Raw genomic sequence first — 15,261 nt, forward strand, 5'->3', positions numbered from 1 at the left:
TTTAAATGTTTTTAGAAATTATATTTCTGTCTGAAGGTCTGAAATACCACGATAAAATCGTTACAATCAATAAGATCAAAGCGGGAAATGCTTCTGTAAAAGATTGTCCTACTGCAAAATGAGAGATTGCTGCACCCGACATTGCAAAGAAAAACCCTGCATAAGCCCATTCTTTCAGCAAAGGAAATTTAGGAATGAGAATTGCGATTACACCCAAAATTTTCCAGACTCCCAAGATTGATAATACATATAAAGGATAATGTAATTTGGTAATGATTTCGTTGTAACCGCCTATCTGAAGCGCTTGTTGTATTCCTCCTGCCAACATTCCGATGGAAAGAAAAATTGTGAGAATCCAATAAATGATTTTGTTTCTTTTTTCCATTTTAGGTTATTTTAATTGGTGAAAATATTTTGAAGCTTGTCGTGCGCCATGCTCAAACCTTTTGCGAAAGGCATTTTTAAAAGCTGATTTCTGTATTCTACCGATTTGAATATCTGCTGAATTGTCAGTTTGCTTTTTTCATTTCCAATTTCTTCGAAAGTGAGAAACTCTAGCTGTACCGGAAAAGGACTGTTTTCCATTTCGAAAGTTCGGGTAATCTTTTCGTTCGGAATAAATTCCAGAATGACTCCGTTTGCCGAAAAGACAACTTGTCCGTCATGAGAAGTTTCAAATCTCCAGCTTCCGTATTTATGATTTTCAAGCTTTATTACTTTTGTATTCATCCATTGTTCTACAATTTCGGCATCTTCATACGCTTTAAAAAGCAGTTCCAAAGGCAGGTCAAATTCTCTTGTAATGAAAAGTTCCTGCGTGTTTTCTTCTGCTTTAATTTTTGTTTTAAGTTCCATATTAATTTTTGTTTTTGTGGTTTTTCATAATAGATTCCAAAGTATTGAAACGATCATCCCACATTTTTCGGAAAGGTTCGATAAATTCGGCTATTTCTTTCATTTTCTGTGGATTTAGGTGATAAATTATTTCTCTTCCGTTTTGTTCGGAAGTTAAGAGCTCGCATTCTGTTAAGATTTGAATATGCTTTGAAACGGTTGGTCTTGCGGTATCAAAATTTGAAGCAATTGCTCCGGCTGTCATCGATTGTGCTGCAACCAACGCCAAAATTGATCTTCTTGTAGGATCGGCAATGGCCTGAAAAACATCGCGTCTTAAATTCATTATGAAGTTATTTGACTACAAATTTAAGTGTAGTCAAATAACTACACAAGTTTTTTCTGAAAAATTTTAAATTTAATTTTCTTTTCTAATATTATAAAGTTTTAAAAACTAAATATTTGAAGCTATAATGGATAATAGAGTATATGTGAATTTTAATAAAGAAACTAAGGTAGTTGCTACATTAATGACATTCAAAAACTTAGCATTCATAACTTTATTTTAACGTTTGTTTAACTTCTTAAACCATTTATTTTAGCGGGAATATATCAGGAATAGCCGTACATTTATCATCTATAAATTTAAATGAAAGATGGGGCTATTTGATATGTTTACAGCGGAGATTGCAATTGATCTAGGAACGGCTAATACCCTAATTATATACAATAATAAAATTGTCATTGACCAACCTTCTATTGTTGCCATTGACCGTTTGACCGGAAAAGCAATTGCTGTAGGCCAGGAAGCAAAATTAATGCAGGGTAAAACACATGAAGATATTAAAGTAATCAGACCGCTGAAAGACGGGGTTATCGCAGATTTTCATGCATCTGAACATATGATTAAAGAATTTGTGAAAAAAATTCCGGAAATCAAGGGTAAATTCATACAACCTGCACTCAGAATCGTAATCTGTATTCCTTCAGGAATTACTGAGGTTGAAAAAAGAGCGGTTAGAGATTCTGCGCAAAAAGTAAATGCCAAAGAAGTTATCATGATCTACGAACCAATGGCTGCAGCTATTGGAGCAGGTATTGATGTTGAAAGTCCGGAAGGGAATATGATTGTTGATATCGGGGGTGGAACTACAGAAATTGCTGTAATTGCACTGGGAGGAATTGTCTGCGACAGATCACTGAAATTAGCAGGTGACGTTTTCACGAATGATATTGCTTATTTTATCAGATCACAGCATAATTTGGATATTGGTGAAAGAACGGCTGAAAAAATAAAGATTGAAATTGGTTCTGCTTTGGAAGAATTAGAATTTCCTTTAGATGAAATTTCGGTACAAGGTAAAGATCTTTTAACCGGAAAGCCAAAAGAAATTATGGTGAATTATAAGGAGATTTTTAAAGCTTTGGATAAATCGATCATGAGAATAGAAGATGCTATTTTGGAAACACTTTCTATCACACCACCAGAATTGGCAACCGATATTTATAAAACAGGGATTTTCCTTGCAGGAGGCGGTGCTTTGCTTAACGGATTAGCGGACAGAATTCACAGAAAAACAGGGTTGCCTATCTTTGTAGCCGAAGATCCTCTGCGAGCTGTAGTTCGCGGAACTGGTATTGCCCTTAAAAATATTGATCGATTCAGGTTTCTTATGAAATAGAGTGGTAAATTTATTTTAAAGAATTATTTCTCAAGGTTTTATAGTAAAGAAAAAGTAAAACTTTGAGAAGTAATTCTGAAAAGAGAAAAGTCGATAGATTATCTAAAATCTATCGACTTTTTTTGTTTTGAAACTTTTTTATGAATACTATTTACAACTCTTTTCTCATCATCAAATCAGTCTGTTCTTCATCACCAAACTTAAAAATATGCTTATCAAATTCTACAAAACCATTCTTTTTATAGAACTGAACGGCTCTTTGGTTTTCTTCCCAAACGCCTAACCAAACGTATTGTAGATTTTTTTTTTGTGCAATTTCTAATGCTTTGTCGTATAAAATCTGCCCAACTTTCTGACCGTGATAGTCTTTTAAAACATAAATTCTTTCAATTTCAAGAGCATTTTTATCCTGTAATTCAGTTTGTGCATCTCCTGAGTTGACTTTCAAATAGCCGACAACATCACCAAGATAGATAGTAAAGAAAAATTCAGAATCTTTATTTTTAAGTTCTGACAGCAATTTTTCTTCAGAAAATTTCTCGTTAAGATATTTTTCCATGTTTTCTGCACTGTTATAGGGCGAAAAGGTTTCGAAAAAAGTCTTTTTCGCGACGCGCTGAAGCTTTTCAATATCGTCGATCTTAATTTTTTCAATGACTATATTTTCCATATTTATCTTATCATTTTATTTTTAATTGTATAAATCACACCTTCTTGCCCATCAAAATCGAAGCCTTTTTCATATCGAAGCCCGATTTTTTCTAAAACTTTAACAGATGCTGTATTTTCTTTCATTGCTCTTCCTACAATTGTTTTTAAATTTAATATCTCAAAACCATAATCGATGCAGGCTTTTGAACTTTCGGTAGCAAATCCCTGATTCCAGAAATGTTCAAAAAAACGAAAACCAATATCGGTTTCATTTAGATTTTCATCATATTTTAATCCGCACCAACCGATAAATTGTTGAGTAGATTTATTAATCACTGCCCATCTTCCAAAACCATTTCTTTGGTAATCTGAATAGTTTTCCAGAAAAACTTTAGCCCCTTCAATATCTTTAAAAGCAGAATTTCCGGTATATTTTATAACGTTTGGATTTAAATTTAATTCATAAAAACTTTCTGCATCACTAACTTCAAATTCTCTAAGCAAAAGACGGTCGGTTTCTAATATTGTTTTCATGGTAAATATTTGAATTTTAAAGATAAAAAAAGCGATCTAAAGACCGCTTTCAATATTATATTTTGTTTGCCTTAATTCTTCGGGCAGACATATTAAGAAAACGTTTCACGAGCATAAAAGCTGAAATCGTTAATCCTAAGCCAAGTGCGATCCACATTCCGAAAGCACCCATTTCCAAGGTTACACAAAGGAAATATCCTAGAGGAATTGTAATTAACCAATACGCAATAAACGTAATAATTGACGGGATTTTTACATCCTGTAAACCTCTCAACATTCCTAAAGCTGTTACCTGAATTCCATCAGAAAGCTGGAATAATGCTGCAATAATCATTAGTTTTGAAGCCAACATAATTACTTCTACTTCTTCGAGTTTTGTGAAAAATGTAGGTAAAATATTTCGTCCTAAAATAAATATAACTCCACAAAAACACATAAAAAGAAATGCTATTTTTAAATTGTTAATTCCTATTTTTCTTAATTCCACAAAATTTTGTTCACCCAATTTTCTACCAATCATAACCGTTGAAGCCACACTAAAACCAATACATAAATTAAAGGTAAATGACGCCATACTCAAAGCAATCTGGTGTGAAGCAATATCGTGCGATGAAATCAGTCCACAGATAAACGCTGCTCCTGCAAAAGCCGTTACTTCAAAAAACATTTGCAATGCAGTAGGGAAGCCTAATCTTACCATTTTTTCGAACATTTTCTTAGAAAAAACCTGCATTTTTAATGAAAAATCTTTGATGTACTGTTTGGTTTTTGGCTCTTTCATTAAAACAAAATAAAGAAAGACCACCATAAAAATTCTGGCAATTAAACTTGCTAAAGCAGAACCTTTTACGCCCATTTCTGGGAAAATCCAAATACCTTTAATGAAAACATAGTTTAAAACGATGTTGATTACGTTAGCAATAATCGTTGCTTTCGTTACACCAATTGTGTAAGATAAACCTTCAGAAACTTCTCTTAAAGTCTGAAATGCCATAAACGGAACAATGCTGATTGCCATAATCCATAAGAAATCTACCGTATCAGGAATAATTTTTGCCGGCTGACCTGAGTGATAGAGTAGCGGTAATCCTAAAAATAAAATCAGCATTAGAATAATTCCGACCGACATATTGATGATAAAACCGTGACTGAAAACAGAGTTAATCGTTTTGTGATCGTTTCTGGAATGTGCCTCAGAAACCAATGGCGGAATGGCAAAAGAGAAACCCAATGCCAAAACAAACATCGAGAAAAACACGGCATTTCCCAAAGAAACCGACGCCAAAGCATCTGCTCCCAAGAGTTTTCCTACAATGATATTATCAAAAAGGTTGACAGATACCTGTCCCACTTGCGTAAGCATTACCGGAAGAGCCAGCGTTAAGGCCTCTTTCGTGTAATTTTTATTTAAAAAGCTCATAATAGTTCAAAAAAAATTTGCAGTATAGGTACTGCAAATTTTTATAATGTATTTTAATTAATAATTAAATTATTTTCTAACAAAACTTGCAACGTCCTCTTCAGAAACCGTAGCTCCTCCAAGAATAATTAATCTTTCCACAACATTTCTCAGTTCTCTGATATTTCCTGTCCAGGAAAGGGCTTTTAATGCGTCAATTGCAGACTCATCAAATTTTTTCAAAGCAGTACCGTGCTCATCAGCAATCATTCCCGAAAAATGGCTTACCAAAAGACTGATATCTTCTTTTCTGTCATCCAAAGGAGGTACATAGATTTCAATTACAGAAAGTCTGTGATACAAATCTTCTCTGAATCTTCCAGCTTCAATCTCTGTCTGCATATTTTTATTGGTTGCAGCCAAAACTCTTACATCAACTTTGATTTCTTTGTCGCTTCCTACCGGAGAAACTTTACTTTCCTGCAATGCTCTCAAAACTTTTGCCTGTGCAATTAAGCTCATGTCTCCAATCTCATCTAAGAAAATGGTTCCGCCGTTCGCTTGTTCAAATTTTCCCTGCTTATCTTTGATAGCTCCTGTAAATGATCCTTTTACGTGACCAAAAAGTTCAGATTCTATCAATTCAGAAGGTATTGCCGCACAGTTTACTTCCACCATTGGTCCTCTCGATCTTTCACTTAAATTGTGAATAGCATGAGCTACCAATTCTTTTCCAGCTCCATTGGGTCCGGTAATCAAAACTCTTGCATCAGAAACAGCTACTTTCTCGATCATTTCCTGAATTTTTTTCAAAGCCGCAGATTCACCAATCATTTGGTATTTCTTGTTGACTTTCTTTTTCAGGGTTTTATTTTCGGTCTGAAGATTTTTATTTTCTTTTTTTAATGTTTCTTTCACCAAAGCATTTTTCACACTTGTAATCAATCGGTTGATATCAATTGGTTTAGAAATAAAATCGTATGCACCGTCCTTTAAGCAAGAAACCGCAGAATCAATGTCGGCATGCCCGGAAATCATAATAAAAGTAGTCTCGGGTTTAAGAGCTAAACTTTGCTTTAAAAGCTCAGTTCCGGAAAGTTTTGGCATTTTGATGTCTGAGATCACCAATGCGAAATCTTCTTTCTCTATTTGTTTATAGCCTTCTAAGCCATCGTCGGCAATGACAAATTCATAGTCAGTTAGTTCGTCCGAAAGGATACTGTGAAGTACTCCGGAAATTGCTTTTTCGTCTTCTACAATAAGGATTTTTTGCATAGTTGCAAATTTAGGTATTTTTTGCTTGAGTATTAGCAAATATCATTCCTAAATCTTTAGTTTGAGTAATCTCTTCTTCCAAAAATTGCAGATCCTACACGCACAGAATTGGCACCGCATTCAATGGCGATCGGGAAGTCATCACTCATTCCCATCGATAATGTTTCCAGTTTTTTGATTTGGCTTAGTTCATCAAACAGATTTTTTAAAACTGAAAATTCTTTTTTGATTTGATTTTCATCTTCAGTAAAAGTTGCCATTCCCATCAAACCTGTAATTTCGATATTGGGAAAATCTCCATTAATAAATTTTTGAAATAAACCTTTAGCTTCAGAAATCTCAAGTCCGAATTTTGTGTCTTCTTCAGCAATTTTTACCTGAAGTAAAACTTTTATTTTACGGTTGTGTTTTCCCGCTTCTTTGTTGATTTCATTTAAAACCTTTTCAGAATCTACACTTTGAATGGTATCAACAAACTCTGCAATATATTTTACTTTGTTGGTCTGAAGGTGCCCGATGATATGCCATTGAATATCTTTCGGAAGGAGTGGGTATTTCTCAACCAATTCCTGAACTTTATTTTCACCAAAAACTTTCTGTCCCAAATCATAAACCTCCTTAATAGCAGAAGAAGGATGCGTTTTTGAAACGGCAACCAATTGTACATTTTCCGGAAGACGGCTTTTTATATCTCTGTAATTTTCCTGAATACTCATAACTGCAAATTTCTGAATTTTAAAATAAATTTTAAGGATTTAAATAATTTTTTAAACCATTAAGGTTTTATTAAGGAGTTAAGAATATTAAGTTGAGCTTTGCTTTTTTAAAATCTATTTGATTTTTCTTAATGATGCTTAACTTCTTAAATTTCCTTAATGGTTCAATTTTAAAAGTTATTATTGTAAAATATTTATAAAATCTGTGTGAGAAATATTAATTCAAAATCTCATTGATTTTCGGATAAGCCGAAACTTTTCTGAAAACAAATCGGTTTGATTTCTGTAGTTTTTCGATAAATAAATCAAGCTCGTTAATCGAATCTGAATCGTTAAGATATTGATCATGGGTAAGCAAAACCAAATGTCTTGATGTTTTTTCAAGGTCATTAAAGAAAATACTGTCTACTTTTTTAAGCATTGCTTCATGATTTCCTTTTAAAGTCATTTTATTAGTCGGTTTCCATTCCAGATCCCAACCGATCACTTTGTAACCTGCACTTTTTAGTCTGTCTGCAGCCGCAGAAGAACTTTTTATATCGGTAACATTAATATTATTGAGTCTCCAAATATTTCTTCCGGGTGTTCTTGCGATTTTTCCGGGGAGTTTTAAACTGTCTTTGGCAATATTAAAATCATTAACTACCGCTGCAGGATTTTTGTAAAATTCTGAATATTTGTTGTGTGCATGAGTATGACTGTGATTAGCAAGCTCGATTAAATGATCGATTCTCATTTTTTCGAGATCTTCTTTTTGCTTTCTACTGTCTGTTGCATGTTTTCCGACAAGAAAAGCTGTTGCACAAACGTTTCTTTTGTGTAATATTTTTAAAAGATTTTCGGTGCCGCGATTTGGGCCATCGTCGAAGGTAAGGTAAATCACTCTTTTATCTGTGGGTACATTTTCATCATCTATTTTGGAGACTTTTGCGACGGGAGGCAGTTTGACAAGAACTTTTTCAGTTTCTTTTACTTCGGTTTTCTGGTTGCATCCTGTAAATAGGGTTGATGTTACAGTCATCGCTGTAATCATCCTTAGAAAAGTCTTGCCTACAGACTTTTCCGCAAAAGTTTTTTTCATAAAAATTGATGGAAATTAAGTTGTTAAAAATTGTTAAATTTTACAAATTTTAGTTAACAAAGATAATGCCAATTTTTATATAAATATCACTTTTTAAGGATTTTTTAATTAAAATTATTTACTTAAATATTTTTTTAGCTGAATAGCATTTTTTACTGCTGCATTTCCCCAAGTGTTATTAAAAAAGATAAAGCCTTTCTTTCCTGATTTTAAGATGTTTTCACTTAAATATTTTATTTCATCTTCAGAATATTCAGATTTATAAAGGATTGGTTTTCCGTGAAGACGGTAATAGAATAGTTCAGAATGATTGGTAATGAAATCATCAGGAAGATTTCCTGGAAAGCTTACTCCCGAAAAGATTATATTTTTTGAATTTAAAATTTTGTAAATCTCATCACGCCACCATGATTCATGACGAAATTCAATGACATTCAAATAATGAAAATCTAAATTATTTAAAATTAAATTCAGATTCTCTTCTGTATTTTTAAACGATGGTGGAAACTGGTATAAAAATCCTGAGAGTTTTTCACCTAAATTATTTTGAATATGTAAGCAGAATTCTAAAATTTCTTCTTTGCAATCTTTCAATCGTTTTTCGTGAGAGATTGTTTTAGGAATTTTAATGAAAAATCTAAAATTGACAGGAGTTTCATCAAACCATTTTTGTAATGTTTTTGCGGTTGGCTTTCTGTAAAATGTAGAATTAATTTCTACAGCATTAAACTCTTTTGAATATAAAATTAAAAAGTCTTTACTTTTAGCATCTTCAGGGTACAAAGAACCTTTCCAATCGTTGTTATAGAAACCTGAACAGCCAATGTAAAAACTATCTTTTTTCATACTTTAATTTAACTGTTTTGGTTTAGATTATTTAAAAGAAATAAAATTTTAGGGCTTTTTTTTAGATATTTGATAAAAAAAAACCTATATTTATAGAAATAAGTAAAAATTATCTTTTCTAAAATTAAAATTCCTTCTTATTTCTATAACCTGAAAAATGTAAAAAATACATTTGCAGGAAGAATTAATTGATCTGTAAATCCATCTCTTTTCATGCATTTATTTGTAAAAAAAATAGATGCATAGATTATACCATTTATGACATATAAATTATGAAAACCAAAAAAACATTTTAAAAATGAAAAAATTATCTCTACTTGTAATTACAATACTTACATTTTATTCTTGCAATCAATCAAAAGAAAACAAACAAACAATGATTAAAAAAGAAAACACAAAATCCGAATACACACAACTGGTACGAGAAAACGGAGCTGCATTTCATATCAACTTTAGTGCGGGAGATTTTGATAAAAACGGCTTGTTGGTAACGGAAGACATTTATGTCAACTCAAACAATTCTATTTTGGTAGGCCGAGACAATTTTGTAACCCGAATTAAGCGTTACGACGGTCCATTTCCCGGAATGAAACTAGCCGACCGAATTGTTATTGTTGAAGACAATATTGCTGCCGTTCATTATTTATTACAAGGTAAGCAAAACGGAAAATACGGCGACCTGGAACCTACCGGAAAAAATGTGGAGGCAATGAGTGCCGAATTTTTTGTAATGGACGAAAATGGTCTGATGAAAGACTTGCTTACTATCACACAATTGGATAAGTTAAAAGCACAGATAAAAGGTGAAGAAACCGTTAAAGAACATCAACAAGTGACGCTTTATCCCATTGATAATTCAGTACCGAAAGAAACCACGGCAAAAACGACTGATTTGTATATAAGACATTTTAATTTTCGCAATTGGGAAGGTTTACAAAAGCTTTTCGCAGATAATATTAAAGTGAATATGAATGGAGAAATGCTTGAAGGTGCCGATACATTTATAAAAAGAATAAAAAGTCGTGTCGCTTCATTTTCAAACATCACCTACCAACTTGACAGAAGCGTTGTAGAAGCCAATCGATCGTCTATTGGATATACGATGCACGGCAAGCACGATGGCGTTTTTAATTATAAAAATAATACGTATCAACCTACACAAAAAGACTTTGAAATAAGAGAGGCACTGCATATCGAAGTGGGTGCAGATGGAAAAATAAAATCTATCATCGTTATTTCTAATCAGGATGAGTTTTTGAATGTGGTAAAATGATCAAAGCTAAAAGCAGAGCTAAATAAAAAACATCATTTAAACATAAAGATACAACCTAAATATTTGCTGGAAATAAAACTTCTCACTCTAATCAGAGTGAGAAGTTTTTATATCTAAATCTACAGAATTCAGTCGTAATGAATTTAAAATCACCGATAAAGAACTAAGACTCATTGCCGCTGCTGCAATCATTGGTGATAAAAGAATTCCGAAAAATGGATACAACAATCCTGCTGCAACCGGGATTCCTAAAACATTGTAGATAAAAGCAAAGAACAGGTTTTCTTTAATGTTTCTTAAGAGTTTTTCGCTTAATATTTTTGCTTTGGCAATTCCTAAAATATCACCTTTTAGTAATGTGATTTCTGCAGTTTCTATCGCAACATCAGTTCCTGTTCCCATTGCAATTCCGACGTTGGATTGTGCTAAAGCAGGAGAGTCGTTAATTCCGTCTCCGGTCATGGCTACTATTTTTCCCTGTTCCTGAAGTTTTTTCACTTCATTTAATTTATCTTCAGGAAGACAGCTTGCTTTGTAATTTTTAATTCCTAATTCATCTGCAACAGCTTTTGCGGTATTTTCGTTGTCACCGGTCATCATAATCACTTCGATCCCTTCATTCATTAAATGCTGAACAGCTTTTCTGGAACTTTCTTTAATTTTATCGCTGAAACTTACAAAACCTAAAGTCTCATTTTCCTGAGCAATATAAGAAAGGGTATGTGCTTTTGACTGAACTTCTTTCGCTTTTAATTTTAAATTTTCCGGAATTTGAATTCCATTAGAAACTAAAAGGTTTTCGTTTCCTAAATAAACAGTTTTTCCATTAATGATTCCTTTCACGCCTTTACCGGAAATGTTTTCGAATTTTTCAACTTTTTCAGCTGAAATATGATCGGCTTTTGCTTTCTTGATGACAGCACTTGATAAAGGGTGTTCTGAGTTTTGATTTAAAGAATAAGCTAATTTTAAAATTGTATTTTCAGAAGAATTATTAATAGTTTCGATGTGTTCTAAAGATGGTTTTCCTTCGGTTAAAGTTCCCGTTTTATCTGTAATTAAGACGTTTACTTTGTGCATTAATTCAAGCGCTTCGGCATTTTTTATAAGAATTCCGTTTTTAGCGCCTTTACCGATTCCGACCATCAGAGACATCGGAGTAGCCAAGCCTAAAGCACATGGGCAAGCCACAATGAGAACCGCAACTGCATTAATAAAAGCAAATAGAGTTTTCTGGCCTTCTGGGCCGAAAAATTGCCATAAAATAAAAGTAACAACAGCAACAACAATAACTGTCGGAACAAAAACTTTAGCCACTTTATCAGTCAGTTTTTGGATCGGAGCACGGCTTCTGCTTGCGTCGTTCACCATTTTTATAATCTTTGAAAGCAAAGTTTCGTCACCTACTTTTTCTGCTTTCATCAGGAAAACCTGATTTCCATTGATTGTTCCTGAAGTTACCTGATCATCAATATTTTTCTCAACAGGAATCGGTTCTCCGGTAATCATGCTTTCGTCAACTACAGAATTTCCTTCGATTATTTTTCCGTCAACAGGAATTTTTTCACCTGGTTTTACTTTCAATAGGTCTCCAATTTTTACTTCAGAAAGCGGAACTCTTTTTTCTTCATTATTTACAATTAAATTAGCTTCATCAGGAGAAAGATTCATCAATTCTTTGATGGCATTTCCTGTTTTTTTGTGCGCTAAAGCTTCCATTAACTGACCTAAAATAACCAAAGTCAGAATAACGGAAACGGCTTCAAAATATAATGGTGCTTTTTGATTGTGACCTTGTATTTCATGAGGAAGCAAATCTGGGAAAATTAAAGCAACGATGCTGAAAATAAAGGCTGCAGCAACACCTAAAGCAATTAAGCTGAACATATTCAGGTTCCATGTTTTAAATGAAACCCAACCTCTTTTCATAATAAACCACCCGGAATAAAATAAAACAGGAATTGTTAAAATCAATTCAAAAATCCCCTGAATATCATGTGAAAAAGGAAAATCAATCAACATTCCACCCATCGAAAGAATAAAAACGGGAATAGTGAAAACCAAAGAAATAATAAATTTTCTTTTTAAAATAAGATAAGTATCATCAGTTTCTTCTTCGCCTTTTTCGGGATATTTTACCAAATCCATTCCGCAAACCGGGCAGCCAACATTGCTGTCGTAAGTTTTATCACCTTCACAAAACATCGGACAGTAATATCTTCCTGCCATATCATCCGTAACTTTTGGGGTTTCGTGTTGTTGATGATTGTGATGATGATGATGTGAATGGGAAGCTGAATTTTTAACCAAATCTTCGGTAATTTCTTCTAAATGCATGTGACAAACCGGGCAATCTGTTTTTTCTTCGTACACTTTATCGCCTTCGCAGAACATCGGACAATAAAAGCTTCCGACATGGTCTTTGAAATTTTCAGGCAAGTTGGTAGAAGAATATGTTGGTTTATGATTAGGATCTTTTGCTAATTTTTCCTCGATCGGAACCAAATACATATTGCAATCAGGACATCTTTTTCCCTGTTGGAAATATACTTTATCACCCTCACATTCCATCGGGCAATAATAAACGGAAGAAGGTGAAACCCGGTCTTGAGGTTTTAGAAAAGTATTTTCAGGTTTATTGGGATCTTCTAATTTATAATTTCCAATTTCTGAAAGTGCTTTATTCAACTCATTCAGATCGATTTCTGCATCAGAAGTGATCTCAACAGAGCTGGTTTCAAGATTGACATCAGCCGAAATTCCGTTTACACTGTTCAGTTTTTCTGAAATTTTTTTCTGGCAACCAGAACAGGTCATTCCGAGGATATTATATTTTTGTAGCATAAGTCATAATTTATGGTACAAATTTCCAAAATATAGATTGAAGGCTGTTACAGATTTAAGGATAATTGTTATAAAATTTTGTGGTTGAAATTTTATAAATAGTATTAATAGAAAGTCTATTTAAAATAATTTGAGATTTAACCACAAAAGGAACAAAAGACAATTATAAAGTTATTATTAGATAATCAAAGTTCTCAAAAGAACAAAAAATCAAAGATTTTTAAAGGTTTTTGTGTGCTTTTTTCTCAATACTCATTAGCTAAATAGAAGCATCTAAATCTTTTGCCTCTTTTGTGGTTAAATAAAAAGTTTTATTGAGCAATTTTTTTAATATCTGCTACTTCCAGAATTTGTTTTGAATAGCCTTTTTCTGAAATATTAATCATTGCTCTACCGACTTCTTGTAGTGTTAATGAGCTTTTCGGAAAAAGTGTAGGGTAGAATGCTCCGAAAATTTTAAAAATAGTCTTTACGTTTTTCTGCTCTTTAAAATGTTTCATAAAACCTGGTCGGAAATTGTATTGTCCTTTAAAATTCAATTTCATTAAGGCATTTTCAGTTTTTCCTTTTACTCTTGCCCACATTACTTTACCTTTTTCTGTGCTGTCTGTACTTTTACCGGATATATAATTGAATGTCATATTTGGGTTCAAATCCAACAGGGTTTTAGCAAAATGAAGAGTAGTGTCAAAAGTTATTTTTGTGTATTTGTCTTCGTCTAAACCTATCGAACTAATTCCGGCACAATAAAAACAGGCATCATAGTCTGTCAACTGATCATGGAAATTGTCTAACTGTAAAAAATCACTGATGATAAGTTCTTTCAGTTTAGGATGATTTATTCCACAAGATTTACGACTTACGCTTAGTATTTCGGATACTTTATTGTTTTGAAGGCATTCAATTAAAACGCCTTCTCCAACCATTCCTGTTGTTCCAGTAATTATTATTTTCACTTTGTTGTATTTTGTGTTTTCTTTATTTGGCTTTAAAACTTTGGTTTTTTTTATTGATCTTTAGTATCAGTTTCTTGCACCATATCCAAAGATCTTCTGTTATGAACTTTCAGTTTTTTAAATTCCGTAGGTGTAAATCCTGTAGTGCTTCTAAATTGTGATGATAAATGTTGCACACTTTTGTAGCCTAGTTTTCCGGCAATTTCTGTTAAATTGAATTCATTATAAAGAAGAAGTTCTTTTACTTTTTCAATTTTCTGAAGAATAAAAAACTGCTCAACCGTAATGTTTTCATTTTGTGAAAAGGCTTTTGATAATGAACTGTAATCTTTATGGAATTCTACACTTAAAAATTTCGACAGTAAAAAGTTTTCATCAATATCAAGTTTTCCGATTTTAATGATGATCAGGTTTTTAATTTTATCGACTAATTGGTGCGTTGCATCTTTTATTCTTTCAAAACCTGTTTCCTCTAATCGATTTTCAATGAATTGAATGTCTGCTTTTGAAACTTCACCCTCGGTTTCTACTTCACCTAAGCTAATTTGAGTAATCTTTATATTACGTTCATTAAAAATATTTGAAACTGCAGCAATACATCTTCCACAGACCATATTTTTTATGAAAATTTTCATAATGAATTGTTCAGTCTGTCTTTCACAAATTCTACTTTTGTTTTTCCGTGTGCTGCAGGATTACCGTTTTCATCAAGATTCACCATTACAATTTTATCAACGGTGATGATTGTTTGATGGGTCATTTTATTTCTTACATCACATTTCAGTGTAAGAGAAGTGGAGCCAAAAGATGAAACTTCAATTCCAATTTCGATAATATCGCCCTGTTTTGCTGAACTCACAAAATTTATTTCTGAAATAAACTTGGTAACTACTTTTTTATTTTCCAACTGAATCACCGCGTATAAGGCTGCTTCTTCATCAATCCATTGTAATAGTTTTCCTCCGAATAATGATTGGTTTGGGTTTAGATCTTCTGGTTTTACCCATTTTCGAGTATGATAATTCATTTTATGATTATTTTCAGTACAAATTTAGTTTTAAAAAAAAGCTTTTCAAAAGATTATTTAATGAAAAATTCATCATTTTTTTGCAATATTATTACAAGTTTTGAATAGAAGTGAATTAAACCTTTAAAAAGTTTTGATTTGAA

16 protein-coding genes are annotated in these 15,261 nt (G+C 32.7%); 2 read left to right on the plus strand and 14 right to left on the minus strand.

The window, feature by feature from the left end; all coding sequences use genetic code 11:
* Position 1: 1 nt before the first annotated feature.
* From BUR17_RS02445 to BUR17_RS02455, 3 genes are read right to left on the minus strand one after another with little or no spacing between them, the layout of a single operon-like run.
* Positions 2 to 385, minus strand: coding sequence for a DoxX family protein (locus BUR17_RS02445; protein ID WP_074228469.1), 384 nt, complete (start codon positions 383 to 385; stop codon positions 2 to 4).
* Positions 386 to 396: 11 nt separating this feature from the next.
* Positions 397 to 855: an SRPBCC domain-containing protein gene (locus tag BUR17_RS02450; RefSeq protein WP_074228471.1), complete on the minus strand. Its 459-nt coding sequence runs from the start codon at positions 853 to 855 to the stop codon at positions 397 to 399.
* Position 856: 1 nt separating this feature from the next.
* Entirely contained in the window at positions 857 to 1,180 is a 324-nt protein-coding gene (locus tag BUR17_RS02455) for an ArsR/SmtB family transcription factor (RefSeq protein WP_074228473.1), read from the minus strand.
* Positions 1,181 to 1,490: 310 nt separating this feature from the next.
* Between BUR17_RS02455 and BUR17_RS02460 the strand changes: the two genes are divergently transcribed.
* Complete coding sequence (locus tag BUR17_RS02460; RefSeq protein ID WP_074228475.1) at positions 1,491 to 2,516, plus strand: rod shape-determining protein; 1,026 nt, start codon at positions 1,491 to 1,493, stop codon at positions 2,514 to 2,516.
* A gap of 151 nt (positions 2,517 to 2,667) precedes the next feature.
* On the opposite strand, the gene BUR17_RS02465 is transcribed toward BUR17_RS02460, so the two are convergent.
* The 7 genes from BUR17_RS02465 to BUR17_RS02495 all read right to left on the minus strand — a co-directional run bounded on the left by BUR17_RS02465 (position 2,668) and on the right by BUR17_RS02495 (position 9,018).
* A complete protein-coding gene (locus BUR17_RS02465; RefSeq protein WP_074228477.1) occupies positions 2,668 to 3,186 on the minus strand; it encodes a GNAT family N-acetyltransferase in 519 nt (172 codons plus the stop codon).
* 2 nt (positions 3,187 to 3,188) lie between these two features.
* A complete protein-coding gene (locus BUR17_RS02470; protein WP_074228479.1) occupies positions 3,189 to 3,701 on the minus strand; it encodes a GNAT family N-acetyltransferase in 513 nt (170 codons plus the stop codon).
* Positions 3,702 to 3,756: 55 nt separating this feature from the next.
* Positions 3,757 to 5,121 (minus strand): MATE family efflux transporter, encoded by a 1,365-nt coding sequence (locus BUR17_RS02475; protein ID WP_074228481.1) that lies wholly within the window; start codon positions 5,119 to 5,121, stop codon positions 3,757 to 3,759.
* A 69-nt stretch (positions 5,122 to 5,190) separates the two neighbouring features.
* Entirely contained in the window at positions 5,191 to 6,375 is a 1,185-nt protein-coding gene (locus BUR17_RS02480) for a sigma-54-dependent transcriptional regulator (RefSeq protein WP_074228483.1), read from the minus strand.
* A 56-nt stretch (positions 6,376 to 6,431) separates the two neighbouring features.
* Positions 6,432 to 7,091, minus strand: coding sequence for a YggS family pyridoxal phosphate-dependent enzyme (locus BUR17_RS02485; protein WP_074228485.1), 660 nt, complete (start codon positions 7,089 to 7,091; stop codon positions 6,432 to 6,434).
* 217 nt (positions 7,092 to 7,308) lie between these two features.
* Positions 7,309 to 8,172 carry a polysaccharide deacetylase family protein gene (locus BUR17_RS02490; protein WP_074228487.1) on the minus strand — a complete coding sequence of 288 codons (864 nt, stop codon included), beginning with the start codon at positions 8,170 to 8,172 and terminating at the stop codon, positions 7,309 to 7,311.
* A gap of 114 nt (positions 8,173 to 8,286) precedes the next feature.
* The gene (locus BUR17_RS02495) at positions 8,287 to 9,018 is read right to left on the minus strand and encodes a DUF72 domain-containing protein (RefSeq protein ID WP_074228489.1); all 732 of its coding nucleotides are present in this window, start codon (positions 9,016 to 9,018) and stop codon (positions 8,287 to 8,289) included.
* Positions 9,019 to 9,394: 376 nt separating this feature from the next.
* Between BUR17_RS02495 and BUR17_RS02500 the strand changes: the two genes are divergently transcribed.
* Positions 9,395 to 10,291 carry a nuclear transport factor 2 family protein gene (locus BUR17_RS02500; RefSeq protein WP_159437582.1) on the plus strand — a complete coding sequence of 299 codons (897 nt, stop codon included), beginning with the start codon at positions 9,395 to 9,397 and terminating at the stop codon, positions 10,289 to 10,291.
* An 87-nt stretch (positions 10,292 to 10,378) separates the two neighbouring features.
* Here BUR17_RS02500 and BUR17_RS02505 read toward each other — a convergent pair whose 3' ends face one another.
* From BUR17_RS02505 to BUR17_RS02520, 4 genes are all read right to left on the minus strand, one after another.
* The gene (locus BUR17_RS02505) at positions 10,379 to 13,135 is read right to left on the minus strand and encodes a heavy metal translocating P-type ATPase (RefSeq protein ID WP_074228493.1); all 2,757 of its coding nucleotides are present in this window, start codon (positions 13,133 to 13,135) and stop codon (positions 10,379 to 10,381) included.
* 311 nt (positions 13,136 to 13,446) lie between these two features.
* The gene (locus BUR17_RS02510; protein ID WP_074228495.1) at positions 13,447 to 14,091 is read right to left on the minus strand and encodes an NAD-dependent epimerase/dehydratase family protein; all 645 of its coding nucleotides are present in this window, start codon (positions 14,089 to 14,091) and stop codon (positions 13,447 to 13,449) included.
* Positions 14,092 to 14,141: 50 nt separating this feature from the next.
* Positions 14,142 to 14,726: a helix-turn-helix domain-containing protein gene (locus tag BUR17_RS02515; RefSeq protein WP_074228497.1), complete on the minus strand. Its 585-nt coding sequence runs from the start codon at positions 14,724 to 14,726 to the stop codon at positions 14,142 to 14,144.
* A complete protein-coding gene (locus BUR17_RS02520) occupies positions 14,723 to 15,118 on the minus strand; it encodes an acyl-CoA thioesterase (protein WP_066680486.1) in 396 nt (131 codons plus the stop codon). Before BUR17_RS02520 ends, BUR17_RS02515 begins: the two co-directional genes overlap by 4 nt.
* Positions 15,119 to 15,261: the final 143 nt, after the last annotated feature.

It is taken from the genome of Chryseobacterium scophthalmum, from assembly GCF_900143185.1.
Lineage (GTDB): Bacteria > Bacteroidota > Bacteroidia > Flavobacteriales > Weeksellaceae > Chryseobacterium > Chryseobacterium scophthalmum.